Source organism: Paenibacillus sp. GSMTC-2017 (assembly GCF_016019935.1).
GTDB lineage: Bacteria > Bacillota > Bacilli > Paenibacillales > Paenibacillaceae > Pristimantibacillus.
This window is the reverse complement of record NZ_JAECMT010000005.1, coordinates 158,132-183,245: the sequence shown is the minus strand read 5'-3', so window position 1 is coordinate 183,245 and position 25,114 is coordinate 158,132. Positions and strand designations below refer to the sequence as shown.

At 41.1% G+C, this 25,114-nt stretch carries 29 protein-coding genes and 1 other annotated feature; of the genes, 2 read left to right on the top strand and 27 right to left on the bottom strand.

Annotation, left to right across the window (positions count from 1 at the left end):
- Positions 1–58: 58 nt before the first annotated feature.
- The 5 genes from I6N90_RS19790 to I6N90_RS19770 form a co-directional block, all read right to left on the bottom strand.
- Positions 59–412 (bottom strand): hypothetical protein, encoded by a 354-nt coding sequence (locus I6N90_RS19790; RefSeq protein ID WP_197937382.1) that lies wholly within the window; start codon positions 410–412, stop codon positions 59–61.
- Positions 413–429: 17 nt separating this feature from the next.
- Positions 430–720 carry a hypothetical protein gene (locus tag I6N90_RS19785; RefSeq protein ID WP_197937381.1) on the bottom strand — a complete coding sequence of 97 codons (291 nt, stop codon included), beginning with the start codon at positions 718–720 and terminating at the stop codon, positions 430–432.
- Between the two features lie 136 nt (positions 721–856).
- The gene (locus I6N90_RS19780) at positions 857–1,285 is read right to left on the bottom strand and encodes a hypothetical protein (protein ID WP_197937380.1); all 429 of its coding nucleotides are present in this window, start codon (positions 1,283–1,285) and stop codon (positions 857–859) included.
- Positions 1,286–1,548: 263 nt separating this feature from the next.
- Positions 1,549–2,343 carry an N-acyl homoserine lactonase family protein gene (locus tag I6N90_RS19775; RefSeq protein ID WP_232243179.1) on the bottom strand — a complete coding sequence of 265 codons (795 nt, stop codon included), beginning with the start codon at positions 2,341–2,343 and terminating at the stop codon, positions 1,549–1,551.
- Positions 2,344–2,474: 131 nt separating this feature from the next.
- Positions 2,475–2,813: a winged helix-turn-helix transcriptional regulator gene (locus tag I6N90_RS19770; RefSeq protein WP_197937581.1), complete on the bottom strand. Its 339-nt coding sequence runs from the start codon at positions 2,811–2,813 to the stop codon at positions 2,475–2,477.
- Positions 2,814–3,514: 701 nt separating this feature from the next.
- Between I6N90_RS19770 and I6N90_RS19765 the strand changes: the two genes are divergently transcribed.
- Positions 3,515–3,853: a hypothetical protein gene (locus I6N90_RS19765; protein ID WP_197937379.1), complete on the top strand. Its 339-nt coding sequence runs from the start codon at positions 3,515–3,517 to the stop codon at positions 3,851–3,853.
- Between the two features lie 151 nt (positions 3,854–4,004).
- Here I6N90_RS19765 and groL read toward each other — a convergent pair whose 3' ends face one another.
- The 10 genes from groL to I6N90_RS19715 all read right to left on the bottom strand — a co-directional run bounded on the left by groL (position 4,005) and on the right by I6N90_RS19715 (position 12,002).
- Positions 4,005–5,633: a chaperonin GroEL gene (groL, locus tag I6N90_RS19760; protein WP_197937378.1), complete on the bottom strand. Its 1,629-nt coding sequence runs from the start codon at positions 5,631–5,633 to the stop codon at positions 4,005–4,007.
- A gap of 53 nt (positions 5,634–5,686) precedes the next feature.
- Positions 5,687–5,968: a co-chaperone GroES gene (groES, locus tag I6N90_RS19755; protein WP_197937377.1), complete on the bottom strand. Its 282-nt coding sequence runs from the start codon at positions 5,966–5,968 to the stop codon at positions 5,687–5,689.
- Between the two features lie 183 nt (positions 5,969–6,151).
- Positions 6,152–6,751 carry a TetR/AcrR family transcriptional regulator gene (locus tag I6N90_RS19750; protein WP_197937376.1) on the bottom strand — a complete coding sequence of 200 codons (600 nt, stop codon included), beginning with the start codon at positions 6,749–6,751 and terminating at the stop codon, positions 6,152–6,154.
- A 24-nt stretch (positions 6,752–6,775) separates the two neighbouring features.
- Complete coding sequence (locus I6N90_RS19745) at positions 6,776–7,936, bottom strand: YhgE/Pip domain-containing protein (protein ID WP_197937375.1); 1,161 nt, start codon at positions 7,934–7,936, stop codon at positions 6,776–6,778.
- A gap of 180 nt (positions 7,937–8,116) precedes the next feature.
- The gene (gene tatC, locus I6N90_RS19740) at positions 8,117–8,938 is read right to left on the bottom strand and encodes a twin-arginine translocase subunit TatC (RefSeq protein WP_197937580.1); all 822 of its coding nucleotides are present in this window, start codon (positions 8,936–8,938) and stop codon (positions 8,117–8,119) included.
- Between the two features lie 64 nt (positions 8,939–9,002).
- Complete coding sequence (gene tatA, locus I6N90_RS19735) at positions 9,003–9,236, bottom strand: twin-arginine translocase TatA/TatE family subunit (RefSeq protein ID WP_197937374.1); 234 nt, start codon at positions 9,234–9,236, stop codon at positions 9,003–9,005.
- 69 nt (positions 9,237–9,305) lie between these two features.
- A complete protein-coding gene (locus I6N90_RS19730) occupies positions 9,306–10,358 on the bottom strand; it encodes a molybdopterin-binding protein (RefSeq protein WP_197937373.1) in 1,053 nt (350 codons plus the stop codon).
- Positions 10,355–10,849 (bottom strand): MogA/MoaB family molybdenum cofactor biosynthesis protein, encoded by a 495-nt coding sequence (locus tag I6N90_RS19725; protein WP_197937372.1) that lies wholly within the window; start codon positions 10,847–10,849, stop codon positions 10,355–10,357. The genes I6N90_RS19730 and I6N90_RS19725 overlap by 4 nt, the downstream gene beginning before the upstream one ends.
- A 27-nt stretch (positions 10,850–10,876) precedes the next feature.
- Positions 10,877–11,356 (bottom strand): cyclic pyranopterin monophosphate synthase MoaC, encoded by a 480-nt coding sequence (gene moaC, locus I6N90_RS19720; RefSeq protein ID WP_197937371.1) that lies wholly within the window; start codon positions 11,354–11,356, stop codon positions 10,877–10,879.
- A gap of 16 nt (positions 11,357–11,372) precedes the next feature.
- A complete protein-coding gene (locus tag I6N90_RS19715) occupies positions 11,373–12,002 on the bottom strand; it encodes a 5-formyltetrahydrofolate cyclo-ligase (RefSeq protein WP_197937370.1) in 630 nt (209 codons plus the stop codon).
- A gap of 143 nt (positions 12,003–12,145) precedes the next feature.
- On the opposite strand from I6N90_RS19715, the gene I6N90_RS19710 reads away from it, so the two are divergent.
- Positions 12,146–14,080, top strand: coding sequence for an ABC-F family ATP-binding cassette domain-containing protein (locus tag I6N90_RS19710; protein ID WP_197937369.1), 1,935 nt, complete (start codon positions 12,146–12,148; stop codon positions 14,078–14,080).
- 66 nt (positions 14,081–14,146) lie between these two features.
- Here the strand turns inward: I6N90_RS19710 and I6N90_RS19705 are convergent, their stop codons facing one another.
- The 12 genes from I6N90_RS19705 to tsaE all read right to left on the bottom strand — a co-directional run bounded on the left by I6N90_RS19705 (position 14,147) and on the right by tsaE (position 25,106).
- Positions 14,147–14,797, bottom strand: a complete 651-nt coding sequence (locus I6N90_RS19705) for a response regulator transcription factor (RefSeq protein ID WP_197937368.1) — start codon at positions 14,795–14,797, stop codon at positions 14,147–14,149.
- The gene (locus I6N90_RS19700) at positions 14,775–17,171 is read right to left on the bottom strand and encodes an ATP-binding protein (protein ID WP_197937367.1); all 2,397 of its coding nucleotides are present in this window, start codon (positions 17,169–17,171) and stop codon (positions 14,775–14,777) included. Before I6N90_RS19700 ends, I6N90_RS19705 begins: the two co-directional genes overlap by 23 nt.
- Positions 17,172–17,201: 30 nt before the next feature.
- Positions 17,202–17,372 carry a competence pheromone ComX gene (locus I6N90_RS19695; RefSeq protein WP_197937366.1) on the bottom strand — a complete coding sequence of 57 codons (171 nt, stop codon included), beginning with the start codon at positions 17,370–17,372 and terminating at the stop codon, positions 17,202–17,204.
- A gap of 126 nt (positions 17,373–17,498) precedes the next feature.
- Positions 17,499–18,434: a polyprenyl synthetase family protein gene (locus tag I6N90_RS19690; RefSeq protein WP_197937365.1), complete on the bottom strand. Its 936-nt coding sequence runs from the start codon at positions 18,432–18,434 to the stop codon at positions 17,499–17,501.
- A gap of 38 nt (positions 18,435–18,472) precedes the next feature.
- A complete protein-coding gene (locus tag I6N90_RS24895) occupies positions 18,473–18,643 on the bottom strand; it encodes a hypothetical protein (protein ID WP_232243177.1) in 171 nt (56 codons plus the stop codon).
- A gap of 4 nt (positions 18,644–18,647) precedes the next feature.
- Positions 18,648–19,373 (bottom strand): ABC transporter ATP-binding protein, encoded by a 726-nt coding sequence (locus I6N90_RS19685; RefSeq protein ID WP_197937364.1) that lies wholly within the window; start codon positions 19,371–19,373, stop codon positions 18,648–18,650.
- A 475-nt stretch (positions 19,374–19,848) separates the two neighbouring features.
- The gene (locus I6N90_RS19680) at positions 19,849–21,369 is read right to left on the bottom strand and encodes a 2-isopropylmalate synthase (protein ID WP_197937579.1); all 1,521 of its coding nucleotides are present in this window, start codon (positions 21,367–21,369) and stop codon (positions 19,849–19,851) included.
- Between the two features lie 88 nt (positions 21,370–21,457).
- Positions 21,458–21,700, bottom strand: a binding site (T-box leader).
- Positions 21,701–21,913: 213 nt separating this feature from the next.
- The gene (locus tag I6N90_RS19675; RefSeq protein WP_197937363.1) at positions 21,914–22,084 is read right to left on the bottom strand and encodes a hypothetical protein; all 171 of its coding nucleotides are present in this window, start codon (positions 22,082–22,084) and stop codon (positions 21,914–21,916) included.
- A 160-nt stretch (positions 22,085–22,244) separates the two neighbouring features.
- Positions 22,245–23,315 carry a tRNA (adenosine(37)-N6)-threonylcarbamoyltransferase complex transferase subunit TsaD gene (gene tsaD, locus I6N90_RS19670; protein ID WP_232243176.1) on the bottom strand — a complete coding sequence of 357 codons (1,071 nt, stop codon included), beginning with the start codon at positions 23,313–23,315 and terminating at the stop codon, positions 22,245–22,247.
- Positions 23,312–23,806 (bottom strand): ribosomal protein S18-alanine N-acetyltransferase, encoded by a 495-nt coding sequence (gene rimI, locus I6N90_RS19665; RefSeq protein WP_197937362.1) that lies wholly within the window; start codon positions 23,804–23,806, stop codon positions 23,312–23,314. The genes tsaD and rimI overlap by 4 nt, the downstream gene beginning before the upstream one ends.
- Positions 23,807–23,808: 2 nt before the next feature.
- On the bottom strand, positions 23,809–24,621 hold the full coding sequence (tsaB, locus tag I6N90_RS19660) for a tRNA (adenosine(37)-N6)-threonylcarbamoyltransferase complex dimerization subunit type 1 TsaB (RefSeq protein ID WP_232243175.1): 813 nt from the start codon (positions 24,619–24,621) through the stop codon (positions 23,809–23,811).
- On the bottom strand, positions 24,618–25,106 hold the full coding sequence (gene tsaE / locus I6N90_RS19655; RefSeq protein ID WP_197937577.1) for a tRNA (adenosine(37)-N6)-threonylcarbamoyltransferase complex ATPase subunit type 1 TsaE: 489 nt from the start codon (positions 25,104–25,106) through the stop codon (positions 24,618–24,620). The genes tsaB and tsaE overlap by 4 nt, the downstream gene beginning before the upstream one ends.
- Between the last annotated feature and the right edge of the window lie 8 nt (positions 25,107–25,114).

Sequence of the window (25,114 nt, the reverse complement as noted above, 5' to 3'; positions counted from 1 at the left end):
ATACACAAACTATTTTACATATCCATTGAAAGCAGTTTCCCTCAACCCATACTTATAGTTATGATTGAAATAAAGATTTTGTTTCAATCAAAACATTAACTTGTTTTTGGGTTTCCCCATCTAGCTTATGGAAAATGAACTCATAATCATATTTATTGCAAACTTCATGTATTGTAGCGACACTAAAATGCCCAACCATATATAAACCCATGACTTGGTCTTTATCTTTTTCAAAGCGATTGCTCATATTTTGCAGAAGCGCAATTGTCTTATCGTTAAACAATCCTAACTGAACAATTTTGAACATTGCTTTGAGTTGAATCATTTTATGATTAGATTCCAACGCTGAGTTTATTGAAGTTACGTCTACCAAAGTCATATCCATCTTTTGTTCCCAATCTGATTTTTGCATACTGCCTCCTAATCACATTATTTTTTATAGGGGTTTGGAAAATTGTAATTATCGCAGATCTTTTCAACTTCTATTAAAAAGTTATCCCACAACTTATTTGCTAAATCTGTTTGCCCCAAACTTTTAGCCAAATCAATTTCTTTAGTGTAAGCTTTCAACTCGTTCGCAATACGTAATTCTGGATCAAATAGTGACATCCATCCTGGCCAGCCATTCTCCTTATCGTAAAAAAAATGTTGTGCTTCATGGTTCAAAGCTGATAGTGAAGCATCCTTGTCTATCGTAATTTCACCCGGTGTATCTCCCATTCTAGGTGAGTAACCCATCGTATCCCCATCAACTAGTCTGACCTTTCCACCTGCCTCTTCAACATCAGCGATAGTTTACCCAGTATGTCCGTTAACGTATCCTCATCAATCCTTCCACCACTCGCACGCAATCTCTCTACGATTTCTTTTGCTTGATTCTGGGAAATCTTCCCTCCACCATACTGTAGAAAAAATGAACTGATTGTCGTATTTCTACCCTCTCAAGCTGCTGCTTTAACTTCAACTCCAGCTGTTCATACTCAATCTTCGCCATTGCCCCTTCTCTTCCACCTGTTATCATAATCCGCAATAAACGAAAAAGATCAGGATTCTCAGGCATGGGCGATTTGTCGTCCTTTAGTGGATTATATGAACAGGCCAGTAGTGAATCACCGTCACTATATTTCCTTAAATCTATCGTTTCTTGATAATAGGATTCTGCTACGCCTAACTCCTTCAAGTTTTCTCGCGCTTGCTCCGCTCTTAAATGCTGCTCATTCGCAGACCTGCTTTCATAATTGGCTACCTGTTTACTCTTACATAAAAAAACGACCAGCCCAAACATATATAAGTATAATTAGCATCTTAATCCATAATTAACTATTTTAAATTATCGATTCCTATCCATCCATTCTTTTCTTCTTCAATCCCATTGCACATTAATAACCTCTGTTCAGGCTATGTCCAAGATATAAACTCTTAATAAAACAACACAAATAACTATTCAATTGTGTTTGATTCTACTCAACGCTAAATAAAAATAGGCTTCTCACAACGTTCGATCTGAACTTGTGAAAAGCCTATTTTTTATTCCTTATCTAATACCTCTCAACCATAGACATTCGGTTGAACAGCAGGATCATGATTGGCTAGAGCCGCCAAACAATCATCCCTTTGAGAAAAGCGATGCACCCATTTCAACGATTCGATCGCTTGCTCTTGACTCACCGTTATGCCGGGCAACAAGAGCTCCTTCCATGAACGCTCCGAATACCCGACATCCGATGCAAGCAATAGCCATTCGCTCTCTAGACGTATGAGAACGGAGACTTGCCCCGCTGTATGTCCCGGCGTAAACACTAGATAAACCAGTCCGTCACCGAATAAGTCTTTCCCTAATCCGTAAGGCCCATGGGGAATGGATTCGAATTCGAACGTTTCCAGCGGCAGACCTTCATACCACCTCTTTTTGAACGGTTGCACATGCTTTAGCTCGATGTCACTCACATAGAAACGTTTCGCTCCATCGAGCAGCTTCAATCCGCTAATATGATCCACGTCCAAATGCGAAATTATGACGAGATCAATATCTTTCGGAGACAGACCCTTAGACGTAAGTTGTTCCCTAATAGACGCACCCGGCGAGAGCCGATATTCCACAAAGTGAGCCACAGCCCCCAGATGCTCCAGAGGGTTCGTCCTTACTTCTTCATGCCAACCTGAATCAACAACGATTCGTCCTTTCGGATGCTCGATCAAGTAAGAGGACATTGGCAGCCATATCTGAAATTCTTCCCCTCTCACATTGACGGGCGGCACCTCTCCCAGCTCTTCAAAGGGCAATGCCCGATCTACTTTCACTTCACCCGTATGCATGACATGCACTTTCACTAGAGATTTCATATCACTCCCACCATTCCATCAGAATTTATAGGTTTTTTCTACTCTGATTTCATGATAGTAGCATCACTAATGAAAGTTCAAGAACGCACTTTAAAGTGTTTAACTAACCAAAAAGTAAGGTAGTCCCTGAGCTACCGCTTCAATTCTTCGTCGGTTTCCTTCATCCTAAATTTGATTCCCCATTGCTGCATCGATTTCAGAATTGGTTGTATTTCTACTCCAAGCTCGGCTAACGAATATTCCACCTTGGGCGGCACAGTCGGGTAAACCTCTCTAACGATAAAGTTATCCTTCTCTAGTTCCTTTAACTGCTGGGCGAGCATTTTGTCCGTGATATTAGGCAAAGTCTTCTTTAATTCGCTATAACGTTTTGTCCCTTTGTTCAACTGCCAAAGAATCAATACCTTCCATTTCCCCATGATCGTATTCAAGGCTAACTCAACCGGACAATTGTAGGTATATTCATTCATTCGATATTTGGACACGAATAGCTCCCCCTTTCCAAAAAGTGAGTATATTACAAAATAGCGCACTTTTCCCAAACTAATTATTTGCTTTTATTATACAGGTATCTAACAAGGCCAAACAATTCAAAAGGAGGGCAGGCGGAAAGAAACAGAGCTATTCGTTTCGCCATTGTGGCCGGTTTGATCAAATTTACGAAGTTGGGGGATTTAGAATATGAAGCAAGCGAATGCCAAGAAAAAAATATTAATCGTCGTTTCTCTTGTCATATATCTAAAAATCATTTTCCGAATTTATGGCTAACGAACCCAGTAACTCTTATTTGATCAAATTTTATCTTTCAAAATGTTTAACGAACTCTAGAATGCTTATTCCCAATAAAGTAGCTTCATTTCGGCCAAAGACTATTAAATAACGATACTGGAGTTCGTTAGACTGAATTATACGTTATTTGCTACACTATAAGCACAATACGATTCATTAGCGGAAAAAAAGTGGCGCACGTTACCAAATGTAACGCTATCGAACCACTCGCAAGACCAAAGTTAACTTACTCAAGCGCTAGTGTTTATGCTGAATCAAATTTAGTATATTAATTTGAGGGCAGAATGGAAGAGTGGCAGAGTGGCAGGAACGAGTGATATGTACATAGAGAAATACCTAATATAAACAACAACAAAGCAGTAATTATTTCATGGAGGTATACATGGACTCAAAAAAAACAGTTCTCATTTCAATTAGTTACTTAGTAGATATTGAAGAAAACGAAAACCAACATATCTTAGTAGAATCTGCTATGAATCATCTTTCAAATGATAATAACCTAGAGTTCGACAATAAGAAAAAACTATTAAAGTGGATAGAAACATCATCGAAAGAACTACGACCAACGGATATGAATTGTGGGAAATGTGAAAACTGCGGAGGATGGACAACTGATAGAGAAAAGGAGGCACCCATTTTACAATTATGTAATGGTGCATCTCTTGCGGGAAGGCTATTATGTGATGAATGTTTACCAGATGATCATCCATGGGCATTCTAATTATCGAGATAAAAATTTCAAAAAAAAAGACCACTCCTTAATAAAATTAAGAAGTGGTCTCTGCTGTATTTATAACTGTGACTGCCTCACAAACCGAGATCAAAATGACCATCAATTCATCAAGCTAGGAGTCACGATGAAGGTCGAAACCTTACATCATGCCGCCCATACCACCCATACCGCCCATATCAGGCATTGAAGGAGCGTTTTTCTCAGGCTTGTCAGCTACAACCGCTTCAGTAGTCAAGAACATAGCTGCTACTGATGCTGCGTTTTGTAGTGCGGAACGAGTTACTTTAGCAGGGTCAACGATACCCGCTTCGAACATGTTCACCCATTTGCCAGTTGCAGCATTGTAACCAACGCCTACTTTTTCGTTTTTCAGACGCTCAACGATTACAGAACCTTCTTGGCCTGCGTTCGCAGCGATCGTACGAATTGGCTCCTCAAGGGAACGAAGAACGATGTTAACACCTGTTTGCTCGTCGCCTTCAGCAACTACAGCTTCAACTGCTTTGTATACGTTGATTAGAGCTGTACCACCACCGGATACGATACCTTCTTCAACAGCTGCACGAGTTGAGTTAAGAGCATCTTCGATACGAAGTTTGCGCTCTTTCAATTCTGTTTCAGTAGCTGCGCCAACTTTGATAACTGCAACGCCGCCAGCTAGTTTAGCTAGACGCTCTTGCAATTTCTCACGGTCGAAATCAGAAGTTGTATCTTCTAATTGAGCACGGATTTGGTTAACACGAGCAACGATGTCAGCGGAGTCGCCAGCGCCATCAACGATGATTGTGTTTTCTTTTGTAATACGGATTTGGCGAGCTGAACCTAGTTGATCAACAGTTGTTGATTTAAGTTCAAGACCAAGCTCCTCAGTGATCACTTGACCACCAGTTAGAGCAGCGATATCTTGTAGCATTGCTTTACGGCGGTCGCCGAAGCCTGGAGCTTTAACAGCCACACAAGTGAATGTACCACGTAGCTTGTTCACAACTAGAGTTGCTTGAGCTTCGCCTTCTACATCCTCAGCAATGATTAGAAGTTGCTTACCGGATTGAACAACTTTCTCAAGTACCGGAAGAATTTCTTGAATGTTTGTAATCTTTTTATCTGTAATAAGAACGTAAGGGTTGTCAAGAACCGCTTCCATCTTATCTGTGTCTGTAATCATGTATGGAGAGATGTATCCACGGTCAAATTGCATACCTTCAACCACTTCAAGTTCCGTTACGAAGCCTTTGGATTCCTCAACAGTGATAACACCGTCGTTTCCAACTTTCTCCATTGCTTCAGCGATCAATTGACCAACTTCCTCATCAGCAGATGAGATGGAAGCAACTTGTGCAATTGATTGTTTGCCTTCGATTGGTTTGGAGATAGCTTTAAGCTCATCTACAGCAGCTTTAACAGCTTTCTCGATACCTTTGCGGATAACCATAGGGTTAGCGCCTGCAGTAACGTTTTTCAAGCCTTCGCGAATCATCGCTTGTGCAAGAACTGTAGCTGTAGTAGTACCGTCACCGGCAACATCATTTGTTTTTGTTGCTACTTCTTTAACAAGCTGAGCGCCCATGTTTTCAAAAGCGTCTTCAAGCTCGATTTCTTTTGCAATGGAAACACCATCGTTAGTGATCAATGGGCTACCAAATTTTTTCTCCAAAACAACGTTACGTCCTTTTGGACCAAGTGTAACTTTCACTGCGTTTGCAAGTGCATCAACACCGCGCAACATTGCGCGACGAGCGTCTTCACTAAATTTAATTTCTTTAGCCATGATCAGTAACCTCCCAAATATATGTTTAAGTATGTGTATACGAATTTACGATATTATTCGAAAATCGCGTGAATGTCGCTTTCTTTCATGATCAAATACTCTTTGCCTTCGTATTTGATTTCTGTGCCCGCATATTTGGAGAATAGAACGCGGTCGCCTTCTTTTACTTCCAATGCTACGCGAACGCCGTCTTTAAGCGTACCGCTACCAACAGCTATAACTTTGCCTTCTTGTGGCTTTTCCTTAGCCGTATCCGGCAGTACGATACCGCTCGCAGTTGTTTCTTCTTTCGCGATTGGTTCGATCAATACGCGTTCACCCAAAGGTTTAATCATTGAAAATAGCCTCCCTCGATAATTGTCGCTTATTAACATTTCGTTAGCACTCATAAGCGTATAGTGCTAACAACTGTTTTTATCATACCTATTTTCACCGTTGATTTCAAGTGCTTGGATTTATTTTTCAGTATTTTTACTCAACTTACAGGAGCAAGTGGCCGCTACCTTCAACAATCGTGATTACTCGCCCTTATAATGCAGTCCATTCATAATAAAATCGGTCAAATCGTAAACCAACGATTCCAATTCTGGCTTCTCCTCAACCATGAGCTCCATCCAATATTTCTGTTGTCTATGGAATAGAAGTGTACCAACGATAGACATAAATGCAGTGTCGAGTGAGCGGTACTCGAAGTAACCTTGCTCACGACCTTCATTAATCCATTTCTGCAACAGTTTCCACATTGGCATAACATGATGTCTAATAATTTGTATACGCGGTGAATTCATAACGATCTCTTGCTGAATAATACTTATGAGTTCTGGATCTGCAAAACGGAATGCTGTCACCTCTTTAATGATTTGCTTCACTCCTGCAACTGGATTTATATCCTTATCGAAAGTCGCAATCCTCTCGCTAGGAATAAATGTTTCAAAAATGGCACCATATAAATTTTCTTTCCCGCCGAAATGATAGGAGACAAGCGCCACATTAGCGCTTGCCTCTTCACAGATTTGTCTAATGGTAGTTCCGTCATAACCTTGACTTGCGAACAACTTCTTCGCTGCGAGTAGGATGCGTATTTTGATATCTAAGTCTTCAGCAATCGTGATGACCACCCTTCAAAATGCTTTTAATAAATGCTATTCCTTATGATTCGCTATAACAACTTGATGTTGGTGTACGGTTTGCCCTTTCCATTTTACCGCAACAGCACTAATAGCAATAGCCGCTATACTGATTACGATCAGCATCCACACATGAGATCCAACACCAGGTCCACCGAATAAAATATTCATCGTACCATCCACTGCATAAGTTGCTGGCAACACAGTTCCAAGGTTTGTATAAAACTCCGATAAAAGTTCGCGAGGGACAATTGCACCAGATACGACTAGCTGTGCAGAGAGCAATATAATATTAAAGAGCATACCAGCAATTCCAAACACATATAGGAACATCTGTGATACGAACATAAACGTCAGTAGGAACAATAGCTGGAAGCCCCATAGTTGTAGAAATCCTTGCTCAATTTGACCACCGAAAGCGACAAGCAGAGTTGATCCAACGAGCGCAACTATAATTGCTGCAACGATATTAATGACACTTCTTGCAGCAAATCTTCTCCACTTACAGATAGTCCCTGCAAGAGCAATAGAAGATTGCTCTAAGTTCATCCCTATTATCATTGCCCCTACATATGAGGCAAGTACCATCATCATCGGCACCATCTGATTGTTCATACCTTGAACGATATTGGACGATTGAACGTCAGACGTAACACGCTGGGACAAGCTTGCTGAAGCCGCCACCGCTTGTTCCAATGGAACATTAACAGCTGTAAGTGTGTTCTGAATGCCCATAGATACCGCACTTTTGTTTACTTCTGCCGTAATTTGTGTAGTTGCGCCACTCATTATACTTTTAATTAAAGCAGGATTAGATTCATTGATAAAATACGTTAAGCTTGCTTGTCCTTCTGCCACAGTAACTTGTTTGGAGAAATCACTTGGAATATAAACAATCATCTGCAAGTTCCGCTCATTAAGCTCACCTTTGGCCGCTTCAAGAGAATCTGATTGAACCATATCGAATGGCAGACTTTTCACCAAATTTACTGCAATTTCTTTCCCCATACCAGCATCTTCGTTCACAATCGCAATACGCAATTTATCTACACGATCTGTTACCCCATTGTAACCTGTCATCCATATGACAGAAAAAATAATTTGGAACATCAAAGACGTTACGATACCTACCACAGTTGTTGGACGCTTCATGAACGCTTTTAGTGCTGACGTCATTAAATACCACTCCCATTTATCTACTTAAACAAACGTTTAAAACAACTGTTTAAATTATCTATCGTATCCCCTCGTCTTGTCAAGCACAAAAAAAGCCACCGTTTCATTGAAACGACAGCTTACCTTTTCTATATCTATTTACTTATAAAATGGTTGTATTCCTATCCTGCATACAGTATTTCAATTCGTCCCATTAACCTGCTCTTCATCAAACTCTTCTTCCCACTTAGCATCCGCAATTTGCTGCTTTTTGTAAATAAGGCCCGAGAAGAATACACTCGCTTCGTACAAAATAATGAGTGGAATAATAACGAGCACATCTGAAACGAGATCCGGTGGTGTTATCATTACCCCGATTGCTGCCATGACGAAATAGGCAAGACGACGCATTTTACGAAGTCTTATGGGATTAACAATCCGAATTGCTGTCAGAAACATAATTAATAGCGGTAACTCGAACAACAAGGAAATCGGAATTAGTATGCTGAACATAAACGAAAAATATTGGATAATGCCATACGTTTCAGTCAAATCCAATTTCGCTGCTATTGCACGGGTAAAATCATAAGCTAACGGAAACACGACAAAATAAGCAAATGACAAACCAATTAAAAACATAATAAGCGCAAAGGGTATGTACTTTAACGTCGAACGTTGTTCATGTTTTCTAAGGGCTGGTTTAACAAACGACCATAATTGAAAAGTAGTAAATGGCAACGTAATGACTAACGCAATTATAAATGCAATTTTCATATACATGCCAATACCATCCCATAACGAGAACGTATGTAAGGAGAGTGTATCATCTGCTGGTGGTTGAGACATCAGAAAATCATACACCGGCTGTGCAACGGTTAATCCAAGCACGAGGCCAAGTGTCAGCACGATAATGACATAGATAAGACGCTTTCTAAATTCCCCTAAATGCTCGAAAAGCGGCATGAGCCCATCTTCTCGAATGAATCCCTTGCTGTCAGCCGATTCCTGCTTCTCGTTATTCATCGACATCGTCTATATGCCGCCTCCTTCCTTATGACCTATACATGCAAGAAAAAAGCGGGCCCGATTAATCCGGAAGCCGCTTGTTTTCCTTCTCGTTATTTTCTGTCCGGTTCACTTCAATACGACTTTTGTCTTTGTCCTTGTGATCGTCATCGTCCATCATTTCACGAGCACCTGATTTGAATTCACGAAGCGTCTTTCCGAATGCTCGGCCGAGTTCAGGCAGTTTTTTCGGACCAAACAGCAGCAAGGCTATAACGACAAGCAGGATAACACCTGATGTACCTAATCCACCCATATCTTTGCCTCCTAACCTCTTTATCAATCATTGAATGTATCGAGCATGTCCAAGCTTGTGATATAGATGTTAACAGCCAAGTAAGCCGCCATAACCAAGCTCTACAATATCTTTGCGAACGATGATATCACCTGCGAGTATTCTTGGCAATAACACATCGAAGGACGTATAAGGATCATGCATAACACAACCTGGTAAGCCCATAATCGGTATCTCACCTATGTAGCCCATAAGTAGCATTGAGCCAGGCAACATTGGCGTTCCGTAGCTGACAATTGTCGCTCCAGCAGCTTTAATAGCTCCTGGTGTTCGATCATCTGGATCAACCGACATTCCGCCTGTTATGAGTATCATATCATACCCTTGTGCAAGCAAATAGTGTATTTCCTTGACAATTGTTTGTCTATCATCAGGAGCAAATCGTTGTTCAGCAACCTCTGATCCTAGCGCACGCAACTTTTCTATTACTGCTGGACCAAATTTATCTTGTATTCTCCCATTGAAAACTTCGCCGCCAGTCGTTAATAGTCCAGCCTTTAGCTTACGGAAGGGTTTTACACTAATGGGCGTTTCGCCATTATGTTGCTCGCGATAATCCTGTGCAAGACGCTCTACTTCTTCGACCTTTTTCTTCGGCACGACAAGCGGGATTGCCCTAGTTGCTGCAAGTGGGCTACCGATTTGAACGACAGTATTCTGTTTTACAGTCGCTAACGCTATTTCTCCAAGCTCGTTTATCGCCTCGACAATGCCTTGATCAATTTGTGCTAACCCCAATATAGGTGATTTCAAACTTACTTTACCTTCATGTGGCGCAGTCAGATTAAGCTCATTACTCGCTAACGCCTTAGCCATACGGATAGCCGCGTCATCTTCATGTAGATCATCATCGCCTAGCTCCATAATAAAGATATGCTCTTTGCCTATATCGAGCAAACTCGGAATATCCGCCTCTGAAATGAGATGTCCACGTGTAAATAATCGTCCCTTGAACTGTCCTGGTATAATACGAGTCAGATCATGTGCAAGTCGTAATCCAACAGCGTCATATACGGAAACTTCCCTTAGAACTGTTGAATTTCCGATTGTAACCACATTATCGTCGTTTTTTCCCAGTATCATCCGTTATGCTCTCCCAATTGGCCTGACAGGATTCCTAACGCATGAGGTAACTGATCCATAATTGCCATTAAACTTTCATGGACGCCCTTTGGACTACCTGGCAAATTTACAATTAACGAACTACCTCTTATGCCGCATACACCTCGCGACAACATGGCACGTCTCGTCTTCTGTAATGCGCCCATACGCATAGCTTCAGCAAGTCCGGGCACTTGACGGTCTATTACTTTAAGCGTCGCCTCTGGTGTAATGTCACGGGGCGCAAGTCCTGTACCACCTGTCGTCAATACGAGATCAGCTTGATAATATTCCGTCATCTCAATTAATGCTGCCATAATTTCATCTTGCTCATCTGGCACTATTCGGTAGTCTACAATGACTCCGCCTAGCTCCTCTTCAATAAGTTCTCGAATAACCTGTGCAGATGTATCTTCGCGTTCACCACGCGAACCTTTGTCACTAGCTGTAAGTAACGCAACCTTCCACTGCATCTCCCATTCCTCCTATCTCTATTTCGATCAAGGGGTTGTCGGACGTCTATAATCCCCGTTCTTGCCGCCAGTTTTCGCTAATAGCTGTGTCGGCCCGATGACCATGTCCTTTTGCAACGCTTTGCACATGTCGTATACCGTAAGTGCGGTAGCAGACACTGCAGTCAGTGCTTCCATTTCTACCCCTGTTTTCCCCGTTGTTTTAACTGTTCCTTCTATATAAAGCTCATCTAAACCATTATCGCTGAACACAATGTTGATGCCTGTAAGCGGTAGTGGATGGCACATTGGAATCCAATCAGACGTTTTCTTGGCTGCCATTATTCCCGCAACCTGAGCGACAGCAAGTACATCGCCTTTGCCGATTTTCCCTTCCTTAATTCGCGTCAATGTCGAACTCTCCATTGTTACTATGGTGTGAGCTGTCGCTTCCCTTGACGTAATTTCTTTGCCTGTAATATCGACCATTCGGGCTCTGCCCTGTTCATTGAAGTGTGTTAACTCCATCGATTTCGCCCTTTCATTACTCTTGAATCATTTTATGTACAAAATAGGACGATTTCTCCGTCACAACGCCATCCAATCTCAGATCGTGTGCCTCAGTCGGCACATGTTCAACAAGTTGGGCTTCAAACGCAGCGCCAATCCATACGACCTCATTATCTCTTTCGTTTGGCGACGCACCTATCGATTGTGCAAACCGATCATAGTAACCTCCGCCATAACCCATTCGGCCACCTCCAGTATCGAAGGCTAGTCCTGGTACAACAACCATATCAGGTACAAATGACTGTGGTAGTGCCGGTGACAATTCGGGATCGGGTTCTAAAATGCCGTAGGAACCTTCCCTTAGTTCATCCCAGTTCCTTAGTCTATGTAGTGTCATCGAATGATCCACAGCATGGCACCTAGGAACGATAACGTCCATCTTGTTTTCCCAGCACCAAACGATAAAATCTTTTAGGTCCAATTCGCTTCGGAATGAAATATAAACCATAATGGATTTATACTTGCGCTTCTCTACAAATTGAGCCAGTTGTTTACATGCAGCGACTGACCATATCGACCTAGTATGTATATCTATAGTGTTTCTTAAGCTTGAGAGTTTTGTGCGAATGGCGGCCTTATTAGGCACTTCGTTCTGAGCATACATTTCCCCTCATCCATTCTTGTTCCCGTCGTCAACTAAACTTACATGTAGTGTACCATTGTTATACAACTTTCGCCAATGGAAGCGCTAGTTTGTGGTAAACTAGAAGGAAATGATTAATGCAATGAAGGAGTGTATATGTCGATATGTTATTGCAGGTATCCAACATTTCAAAAAACTATGGCGTGACCGCCATATTATCCCATATATCTATGCAAGTACTTGAAAAGGATCGTATTGGCCTCGTAGGCGTAAATGGCGCCGGAAAGTCCACGCTTCTAAAAATTATTGCTGGAGAAATTTCTGCAGATTCTGGTGATATTCATAAATCCAAAGAAACTAAACTTGGTTACTTAGCGCAAAATAGCGGCTTGCAATCCGAACGCTCCATAATAGAAGAAATGCGTGCTGTATTCGCACATCTAATTGAAGCAGAAAAGGAGCTTCGCGAGCTTGAGAACAAAATTGCAGATCCGGCTCTTCATGGAGATGAAAAGAAGTACGCTGCTACACTTGAAAGATACGCACAGCGCTCCGACTGGTTCCGTGAGCAAGGTGGATTTGAGATCAACACAAAAATCAATAGTGTTTTACACGGTATGGGCTTTGGCCACTTCGATGTTCATACCCTCATCTCCACCTTAAGTGGAGGCCAAAAGACTCGTCTAGCATTAGCAAGAATATTATTACAATCTCCTGATCTATTAATGCTTGATGAGCCAACCAACTATTTAGACATCGAAACGTTAACTTGGCTCGAGTCCTATCTACGAGGATATCCTGGAGCAATTGTTGTCGTCTCCCATGATAGATATTTCTTAGACGCTTTAACAAATACAATTGTCGAGATTGAACGACATACAGCTAAACGCTATACAGGCAACTACAGCCGTTATTTAGAAATAAAAGAAGCTGAATACGAAATTACGTTGAAGCACTTTGAAAAACAGCAAGATGAAATTCAAAAGATGGAAGAATTTATTCAGCGTAATATCGTGCGCGCCTCGACTACAAAACGTGCGCAAAGTAGACGTAAAGCTCTTGATAAGATGGATAAGATGGACAAGCCGCTAGGCGATTTAAAGAAGGCCAACTTTACGTTTGAAATTGAAAGAATGACAGGAAAAGATGTGCTCGCTGTCGATCAGCTTTCTGTCACTTTCCCTGGTCGAAACACACCATTGTTTAACCACGTTAACTTTAAGTTAACACGTGGAGAGACAGTTGCCCTTATCGGACCTAACGGGATCGGAAAGTCGACATTACTCAAAGCACTTGTTGGTCAATTGGAACCTGCAACCGGAACCATCCAATTCGGCACAAACGTCAAACTCGGCTATTATGACCAAGAACATACTCGCTTAACTGGTCAGAATACTGTTCTTGAGGAAGTATGGGGCACCTATCCCCATATGGAGGAAGCACGCATTCGGACTGTATTAGGAAACTTTTTATTCAGCGGCGAAGATGTCTTAAAACGAATATCCTCTCTTAGCGGCGGGGAAAAAGCACGCGTGTCGCTTGCGAAGCTTATGCTCGCACAAGCTAATGTTCTTATCTTGGATGAGCCCACGAACCATTTGGACTTATTTAGTAAAGAAGTTCTTGAAGCAGCTTTGCTCGATTACGAAGGTACTTTGTTCTTCATCTCTCATGACCGTTATTTCTTAAACAAAATGGCAGAACGTATTGTCGAACTCGGATCAGAAGGCACACAGCATTTCCTAGGAAATTATGACGAAATGTTGGAGAAAAAACGTGAAATTGAAGATGCAAAGCTCGAAGCAATAGAGGCACAAAATGCACTCAAGAAACCTAACCAAACAATTGAAAGCCCTACACTAGGCTCATATGAAGCAGATAAACAGGCGAAACGGGAAGAACGTAACCGCCAACGTAAGCTTGAGCAATTAGAAGGTGAAATTGCTACGTTAGAAGTAGCGATTACTGAACTTGAAGAACAATTAGCAGATCCTGCAGTATTTAACGACTACATCCGTATTCAAGAGCTACAGGCAGAAATTGAAAAACGAAAATCTTCCTTATCTTTCGCTTATGAACAATGGGAACAATTGATGTAACAAAAGAACAGAACAGCCTTGTAACTAGAGGCTGTTCTGTTCTTTTGTTGTCTTTTCCATTCGATTCTAATATTGCTCCATACTTATTAATCCAAGTCGCTTCGCTTCTTTTATCGCTTCTGACCGTGACCGTACATTTAGTTTTTCAAATATTTTGGTCAGTTGATACTCTACATTCCGCTGGCTTACATGAAGTGTAGCCGCTAGTTCTTTGTTGCTAATACCAGCTGCTACTTCGCTAAGAATGACCATTTCCTTCTCGTTAATAGAAACATCCTCTACTGATAACTCTGATCTTGAGATCGCTACTTCATTTCTACGAAGCTGCTTGAGCAATGATATTGGAATTACTGCTTCTCCACGTAATACGCAGCGAATGGAGTTATGTAATTGTTCTCTAGAAGCTGTCTTTGAGATGAAACCTGAAACGCCAGATTCCACTAACAAGTTGAAATGCGATCCTATTTCGTATCCGGAATATATAATAACTTTCCATTCTGGGTCAGATTGTATTAGACGTTTCGTCAACTCTAGACCACTTATTCCTGGCATATTAAGATCACATAAAATAAGATCAAACGGTTCACCCTGAACTTTACTTAACGCATCAAGAGCTGACATCGCTACTGTTACTACCATGTCGCTATCTTGCTCAATCATTGTTTTGGTTCCTTCTCCAACAGAAGGATGGTCGTCAACTAATAAGATACGAATCACGTAATAATCCCCTCTCCGATCGACCATATGAACTGATAATCGGCATAAGAATAATAACTTCCAAACCTTTCCCGTGTTCTGAGTAGAAGGAAATATCTCCTTCTAGACTTGCTACACGTTCTTTTATACCTGATAACCCCATATGTTCAAATGACTCCATCATATGTCTCGTTTCCATACCAATACCATCATCTTGATAACGGAAATAAAGTGTTCCTTCACGTAGTTCTAGATCAAGTTGCACAAGCTTAGCAGCCGCATGTTTATTGGCATTACGCAATAACTCTTGCACGATCCGATAGATGGCCGTAATCTGTTCCTCATCTAATGGTTCATTAAACAAATGAGAACGGAACTGAACCTCAAAGTTTACTCTCATCTGGGTATGCTCAATGATGGATTCAACCGCTTCTACAACACCCATTTCTTTGAGCAGCGGTGGACGTAATTCATTACACGTTTCCCGGATTTGATGAATGACATCAAGTAAACCTTCTTTAATATCGTCTAGTTCCAGCCCTAGCTCATCTGAAATCAAATGATCTGTCTTAATGGCTTCCAATTTACGGTACCATAACAACTGATCTTGCAAGGCTGAATCATGCAAATCGGCAGCGAGCTTACGTCTTTCATTTTCCGATAAACAAAATAACATCCGTAGCACCCATGGTGATGCCGTATTTTCTTTCCGCACCTCAGATTGTAAATCCTCTATTAAACCTTCAATTAAATAAAGGTTCTCGAAGACAATACTAGAGTAGTTAGCCATTGTCTTCAGCCAACGGATCTCGTCTGAATTATAACGAGTATGATTCGATTTGAGACCAATCCACAAAATATGATAACGCGCTCGTTGCTTTCCGATGATTAGACCAAGTCCATACGGTAAATCTATCAATTCCCCTAGTTTTAACGAATCTACCATGCCAAGTAAAAAATCTTCCGTAACCTTCTCCTCGTGGTTATCACTCATTGGAAAGATCGATTGCTCCATTTGATCGACTACAAGAAAGGTTATTCGATTAACTGGTAGAAGGTCATTTATTTCTTGCTTTAAAACACCCTCTAAATCAGAATGTTTCATAACTCTAGCAATATTTCGGGAAAATCTATCCAAACTATCTTGATAGCTGTACATAGCTTTAAATAACCCTGGTCTGAACCGTTGGTCGATCTGTTCTTTCACATACAAGAACAATGTCATTCCTATGTATACGATAACAAAAGTAACTATCCAATCCGACCACAAACTGCCATCATTACTTATTAATACAAATGAAACTAGAGCAGCTAAAAGTAATGCGGGCAACAACGATATTGCGGTATAGTATTTAAATCGAGTAATAATAAAATCGATATCGAACAACTGGTTTGAGGTTGAGAGATAAAAGTAAACAATCGGTAACACAAACAAAAACAATGCTGAAAAGGCTGATGGAAATAACTCTTTAACACCTAACATACCCGGTAGTAGATTAAAAATTGAAAATGGCATAAACGCTACTAGATGAGCCAATAAGGTAATGGTAAATAATGATTTAAGCTTTGTTTTTCGATGTATTAAAAATTTTGTTAGTAGCGTGAAAGTACAGATTAAATTACTCACCATAATTAAAGACACATAGGTAGTTGAAATGTAACGATATGCTTCTACAGAAAAAACATCCGTCCAAATATAAATCATACTCGCTAGAGACATGATTCCAACTATGATGTATAAAAATCTAAGCGTTCCTTTACCGATAAGTCTGGAGCTAAACCTTTTCAAATAAATATTCATAAAACTCATAAAAATGAGAGGGATATTAGGTAAAACGACATATATAACTGAATTCCCAACAGGGTTTCTTAACGTAGAAGCTGCTGACCCATAATAACTTATTCCTATCGCTATAAAAAAAAGAATAAGGATAATTACTGCAAAATCATCTCGCCTTTTAATATAAAGAAAAGCAGAAAAAGCGAAAAAGATAATTAGGGATACACCAGGAATATATAATTGATGTAATAGTTCCAATGCGGAATGGTCACTGGACCATTGTTGTGCAAATGCTATGAACTTAGTCACGCTACCATTTTGTAGAATAAGCACATTTTCGGCACCTTCTAATGAGTTGTATTTTAAAAAGTTATAAAACTCATTAACCGGTTTTCCATTTATCTCAAGGATGCGATCTCCTATCTGAATTCCTAACTGATTACCTTGTCCCTCCGGTTCAGCAATCCTAACTATGTTTTCGTTTGATGCGTTTTTCGTTAAATCAACACGTATAGAAGGAGCTTTAGCTATTACAAGAGTAAGATTAACTACAATCGAGATCAAAACTAGAAGGAAGAGAATTGTAATGGTACGATTTTTCCAGCTAGTTATCATGCAATCTCTTCCTCTCAAACTAATATTTATTCAGTGCCATTTAAACACATATCCATTTTCACTGGGGTTCTTATCCTTCAATTCTCCCATAAGTGCCCTATTCTCTTCAACCGTAACTCCAGCGAAATGAAGCTGCCCGCCCATAAACATAGACATTTTATCAGAATTGTTTGCCAGTTGGCGAATCACTTCTTTCAACATTTCAACGCCCCCGCTTCGTACTAATTTATGTAAGCGCACTCCTATGGTACAAAGTTACTATAACAGCAACTATTCTATTGTAAAACGCAATCGTGTTTCGTATTTAACGAAATATCTTTTGCGTCTTTAATTTCTCTCCCTATTTTCGCTTAGGATCTGCAAAATATCGTCCTTCCAACATGTTTCAACAGGAAGATTGCCCAACATATTCTCAAACAAATTGTAGTGCATACGTCCTATAACCGAACCATACAAAGTTGCGCCTGAACGATCACAAAACTGTTGAAATTCAGTTTCTCGATTAGATATTTCGTTATACTCCAAATCTCCGTCGTAATACTCTTTTAACCACATCGTATTTTCTGATAAGGTATCTAGTAAATACAGTGTTAACAACGTTTTTTTACGTGTAAGAAAATCACTTTTTTCATCCCAACTGAGCAAATCTCTTACATCATTACGTATTTGTGCAGATATCCCCAAATTTAACGCATACTGTTCAACGGTATCATCCCATGGTCGTCCAGCTAATATGACACCAGCCATACAAGTAAATACCATAAGTGCACCAGTTTTTTGCTTCACCATATCCAAATAATCTTGCTCATCTGTTATATCATTCATAAGATCTATCATTTGACCATTAGCCGACTGCAACAATTGCTTATTCATCATTAGGGCTAATTCCCCACGAAGCTGAGCACTGTTCACACTTTCAAGTAATGCTTGCTGAGACAAAATAATAAATGATGTAGCCACATGAAGTACCAGAGGTTGCGGGGTATTCATCCAAGGTTTAGAAGGGGCATCACCATCTTGAAGATCATCCAAGATGTCAGCTGCCAATTTAAATAGCTCAACAGCTGCAGCGGCTTGTTCGATGTCAGCCTCTTTCCCTTCGAACATACGATAATGAGCTATCGTCAACTGACCGAATAATAGCGACTCTTGCAGCCTATCCTCAATAAACGTAAGTGCGTATTCAGAAAGATGAGATGTAATAAACCATCTTTGAACAATTTCCTGCATCCTATGGCCTAATCGCTCGTTAAGATCCTCCATAAAAAACCCCCGGAACCTTCAATAATAGGCCAATTATACTATGGTTTTTGCTTCAACACATCCTTTTTTTCTACTTTTTTATATTCCTCCTTCGTTCGATTTGTTAGAATTAGTGCGATCATCTCCATCCTTCTCTGTAAAATCTGACTATGTTCACTGGACCGATTGTCACCGCGCCATTCTTCTTTATTCCACTTAAATGTCAACATCCCCTTAAGACCCAACAGCATAATACATATACACAGCTTCCATCGAATATCCTTCCTTAGGAAGCTCACCTATTAATCTTTTGGGAGAATTACATACGACAAGTCTTCCTCCCTTCATCACTCCAACCCGATCACAGTGATACTGAATCTCTGACATGTCATGAGAAATAATAATAATCGTCTTCCCCTGCATCTTTAATAGTGACAGTATGTTCCAATATTCTTTTTTTGCTTCTGCATTTAAGCCTGTAGTAGGCTCATCCAAAAAAATAATGGATGGATTAAGAACAACCATAGTCGCAAGCAACGTTCGTTGTTTTAATTCTACAGGTAGGTCTCTGACTAGGTTATCCCGATACGGTAAAAGCTCAAATTGCTTTAAAATGATATCAACATTATCAAAACCATCATATAGATTTTGAAACATTTCTAACGATTCGACTACTGTTAATTTTTCAATGAGAAAAGCACTTCTCATAAATAAATTTTTATGTTCTCGTAACCGTTCTATATCTGCATACACATCATAATCTAGCACCATTATTACGCCTTCGTCTGGAATACTCTGACCCTTCATTAGTGTCAGTAACGTTGATTTCCCAGATCCATCCGTGCCCGTAATACCAAAAATTTCGCCTTGGTTCACCTGAAAGGATACTTGCTTTAATGCAATATTCGCGCCGTAATGTTTACTTATAGTCTCTACCTGAATAATTGCTTGCCCATCCATTCGGGGTACCTCCGTGATCATACTAGTTCTTTTTACGATAGCGTATGATTCCATTGATTACACCGAAAAATTCGTTAGTAATTTGCGAAATTAATATTGCGCTCTTATGGTAGGAACTAACAAGTGAACAAGACCAATTCTTCTAAAAACAGCTCATTCTGAGTCAGACACAAGGTATAACTATAGTTATGCACAGAGTTATGCACATTACTTGATAAATTGTTAGTAAATTCTGTCGATACATATAACGAACTTGTGCACGAATTTATTGCTTTTTTCACCATTTCTTCATACGCAATAAAGAACGTGGATATTTATCCACGTTATACACACTATCAACAGCGTGCAAGTGAAAAAACTATCCACGTTTACATTTTTATATCCAATCTTATAAACCCTCATAATATAAGCTTATTTTACATTTATACACAGGCAATTGTTGGTATGTGGGTAACTTTGTGCACAATTCTGAAAATTAGGTAATCTGAACCGTCATCAACGCCTGATTGCATGCTGAAATATAGGCTTGTGCTGCCGCCAAAATAATGTCTTTGTGAATCGACGAGCCACGGAATCTCTTCCCTTTGTAAATAATGCTTACCACTGCCTCACCATGAGCATCCTCACCAGTGGATAAGGAATGAAGCTCCAAATCTTCGAACTCAACCGATTCTGGAATTGCTTGCCCAATCGCTTGAATGACAGCTTCAAGAGGTCCCTCTCCTATTGCTGTATATGCATTTTCCGTACCGGAAATGTTTTCGCGAATTGTAACTGTTGCACTTCTCGATTGCTGTGTACCGGTATGAACGTTCAAATCTAGCAGTTCTAACGGATTCGGCTTTGTTTTCGTCAAGTCGCCAGCTATACGAATAAGTTCATCGTCCGTGACGATCTTTTGTCCATCCGCTACTTCCTTGAATCGGTTATACACATCCTTGAACTGTTCCGCTGTTACCTCGATACCAAACTCAGCTAAACGATGCTTAATGGCATGACTGCCGGAATGTTTACCCAAAATGATCATACTCCGCGAAATACCCATCGCTTCTGGGTTCATTATTTCGTAGGTGTTACGATTTTTCAGCAAACCATCTTGATGTATACCAGATTCATGCTGGAATGCATTGCGGCCGACAATAGGTTTGTTGTACGCAATTGGAAAATTCATCGTTCTGCTTACTAAACGTGATGTCTCATAAATTTCTCCGATATTAATAGCTGTCTCTGCGCACAAAGCATCTTTACGTGTTTCGATGGCCATAACTAGCTCTTCTAATGAACAGTTTCCTGCTCGTTCACCTATTCCGTTTACCGTAACCTCTATTTGAGTTGCACCACCTTGAATGGCAGCCAAGCTGTTAGCAACTGCAAGCCCCAAATCATTATGACAATGAGCACTGTAACGAACAGTATCTCCACCTCTTGCTTCTTTACGAACTGCTTGGAACAACTGGGTAACTTCATGCGGCAGTGCATATCCCAACGTATCCGGTAAATTAATAATTGTTGCTCCTTCAGCTATGACGGCTTCAACAAGCTGGATAACAAATTCTCGACCAGAGCGTGTAGAGTCCATCGCCGAAAATTCAATCTCGTCGACAAACTGCTTGCCATAAGCGACCATATCGCGAGCAATTTGTACGACTTCATCACGCGACTTACGTAGTTGATGATTCAAATGAATGTCCGAGGAGGAAATAAACAGGTGAAGGCGTCTACGCGCTGCATCCTCCGTTGCTCTAACCGCAGCATCGATATCACCTTTAACTGCTCTTGCAAATCCCGCTATTTCAACACCTTGCAGCTCCCTCGAAATTTGCTGTACAGCGGCAAACTCGCCTGGGCTCGACACTGGGAAACCAGGCTCAATAACGTCAATTCCAAGCTTAGCCAATTGGCGAGCGATAATAATTTTCCGTTCAGGAGCAATCGAAGCACCCGGGGACTGTTCACCATCACGAAGTGTTGTATCAAAAATTTGAATTTTTTTCATTTCATTATTTCTTTGAATTGTCATTGTTAAAGACCTCCTAGTTTTTGAATGCTCTTTTTTGGGAACAAAAAAAGCTCGCCATCTCTGAATAAGAGACGACAAGCTTTCGCTTATGCCGTGGTACCACTCTACTTGGCTATTGTTATAGCCCGCTTAAGACCCCTTCACGGTGGTTAACCGTAACGAAGTACTACGTGACATCATCTGCGCATGATGAGTCGCTTTTCCCTCGTTCCGCTCCCAGGCGAGATTCAAATATTGGCTTCGACTGCGTCGCACCGACCCGCAGCTCTCTGTCCGATTTCTGATCTGTTATCGCCTTTGCGATTGTTGATCATCCCTCATTATACCCGCCTCTATTTTACTTGCTCCTGTTCTTCGCGTTTAATACTTATTCACATGTGGATAATTCCTTGTTTTCCCAACAAAAAAAGCCTGTCATCTCTATATTCAAGAGACGACAGGCTATTACGACCCGCGCGGTACCACCCTTGTTGACATCCCTACGTTTCAGTTACCAACGTACAAGGTATGCCCACCTTAATCATAAGACCAGCTCCGGATGCTGATTCTTACGAACCTCTTCACGGAGGTTAACCGTAACCATGTAACATGCGCTCCCTTGCCGATCATCGACAAATGTTGCTACAAGCTTCCATCGCTCCGCTCCCAGGCGAGCTTCAAACCAATCTTCGACTGCGTTGCACCATCCCACAGCTCTCTGGATCGTGGAGCAAAACATTGCTCCTGATCATTCCTGATTAGCTTTACTATTCCTGTTCATTGCGTTTGTTCACTATGTGATTTTTAGTATTGTTGTTTATTATATGCGCTCAATAATTATCTGTCAATTCAGATATCTAAATGGATCATTTTTATTGCTTATTATGGATAGACCACTGTTCCAAAGAAAGGCCAGGGTCTGCTCTTAAATCCAAATCGGAAAATAATCCATGCTTGAGCTTCAAATGTGCAGCAGCTCCGATCATGGCGGCATTGTCTGTACAAAGCGTTCCTGGTGGAATAAGTAATGGAATACCTTCGCCATTACAACGTTCCGTAAGAACCGCTCGCAATCCTCGATTTGCCGCAACTCCACCACAAAGCAGTAATTGTTTAGCACCATAATGTTTCACAGCACGTAGCGCTTTAGTTACAAGCACCTCAATAACGGATTCTTGGAATCCCCGTGCGAGCGCTGCTTCATCAAGTTCAAGCCCTTTCATTCGTGACTGATTGATTACAGCAAGAACAGCAGATTTTAATCCGCTGAAGCTAAAATCATAACTATCAGACTCAAGCCAAGCTCTAGGAAGAGTAATCGAACTTGCAGCTTCCATCGCTAATCTATCGATATGAGGGCCACCCGGGTACGGAAGATGGAGTGCTCTAGCTACTTTATCGTAAGCCTCGCCTACTGCATCATCTCTTGTACGTCCAACAACTTGGAAATCCCCTTCACTTTCAAGTAAGACGAGCTCTGTATGTCCTCCAGATACAACCAGTGCCATACAAGGATATTCAAGCTCATGTACGAGCTCATTTGCATAAATATGTCCAGCAATATGATGAGTTCCGATAAGCGGAATATGAAGAGCAAACGCTAAAGCTTTAGCTGCTACAATACCAACTAAAAGCGCTCCAACAAGGCCAGGACCTTGGGTTACGGCAATAGCAGACATATCTTTAAGCTTATAACCAGATTGCTGCACCGCTTGTTCAATAATAAGCGTAATCGTCTCGACGTGTTTTCTTGATGCAATTTCAGGGACAACGCCACCGAATCGCTCATGAATGTCAATTTGGCTAGAAATAACATTTGACAATATATGTTTGCCGCCTCGAATAACTGAAGCTGACGTTTCATCGCAGCTCGTCTCAATTGCCAATATAAGCGAATGCTCGTGCGCTACTAATTCATTTTGACCTAATTGTTGTATGCTCAAAACATGCTCTCTCCTGTCTTCAACTGCTCAGTATCTAACTCAGCCCACATAATAAGCGCATCCTCATCATTATCGGAGTAGTAACGCGGACGAATGCCGGAAGACTGGAATCCAAATTTTCGATAAATATGCTGAGCAAGTGCGTTCGTCACTCTAACCTCAAGTGTCATTTTGACTGCCCCAAAAAATACAGCCGTACGTTGCAACTGTTCCAGCAGCTTATGCCCTAAGCCATAGCCTCTTCGATCTGAACGAATAGCAATATTCGTAATATGTGCTTCATCCATAATGATCCACATGCCACCATAACCAAGCAGCATGCCCTCTTCTTCCATAACCATATATTTCGCAAACATATTATTCGTGAGCTCATTCGTAAAAGCTTCTGTTGTCCATGGACTAGTGAAAGCCTCCTGTTCGATCGCGATGATCGCAGGTATATCCTCTAACGTCATTAAACGATATATGATGTTATCAACTTGTGCACTCATCTCTAAGCTTCACCCGCTTGCTTCGCCTTAAGCTTCACTTCCGCTTCAGTAAGCTGTGTATAGTTAGGTGTATAGGTATGTGCATGTTCTAATTGTCCTGCTTCTAACTTCTTCTTCCCTAATTTCGCCAAATATTGTCCTTCAAGCACATATGAATATAATCGAACATCTGCTCCAGCAGCTTGTCCAAGTTCTTTGAGCAGTTCAGCAGACTGTTGATGTAGAGATAAATCACCTACAAGCCATATGACGATCTCTTTTCCTTGTTGCTCCACTTTAAGCTTCGCAATAAGTTCATCTACCCAATTGTGCATCAACCGAACACCGTCATCGAGCCATCTTGTCCATTCCGCTCCTTCAGTCGTCGAGAAACCAGCACTATAAACCTGACCTCTCCTTGCATCCATAATGGGGAGAATCCAATGTTCTGTAGGGCTAACGATTTGCTCGCTATCATTCCCTAGCCCATTATGCCAAGCGCCATAAGCGATAGCTTCAAGACTAGAAACGCCAACTAATGGTTTATCCCAAACCCAAGCTAACGTCTTCGCAGCAGTAACCGCAATACGCATGCCCGTATAAGAACCTGGTCCATTGCCAACAACAATTGCTCCCAACTCTTCTTGATTCATGCCCGCTTCTAACATAAGCGCCTTTAAATGGGAAATGACATGTACTGAGTGATTACGCTCCGCCAAAGATTGAATTTCAGCTACTACTTCTTCTCCTTTTAAGATCGCAGCGGCCATTGCTGCCGTCGAAGTATCGAGTGCAATAAGCGAACGATATTCCCCCTTGTTTTGTTCATCCATCATTCTGTCTCCTCCGCCCTGTTCCATTCCTCACACCAGTTGGCATATGGTTCTCCTATTCCAATCATCCGAAATCGTCTAGCTTCTTCACCCAAGTTTTCAATAAATAGTTCCAGCCGCTGTGGTGGTAGAAGATCTTCGATGAGACTGGCCCACTCTACGATCGTTACACCTGAGCCGTAAAAATAATCATCAAGTCCAAGATCATCCGCCTCATCCTGCGACAAACGATATACATCCATATGATAAAAGGGGAAATTCGCCCCTTCATACTCTTTAATAATCGTAAAAGTAGGACTATTAACGATTCCTTGTACGCCAATAGCTCCGGCAAAAGCTTGTGAAAAAGCTGTTTTCCCTGCCCCTAAATCGCCATCCAATGCAATGATAACACCAGGTTCAGCGAGTTCGGCAAGTCGCCTTGCAAATGTAATCGTTTCTTGCAAACTGTTGACCTGCCAAGCGGCTTGTCCCTTCTTCTGCTCCATTCCATCCA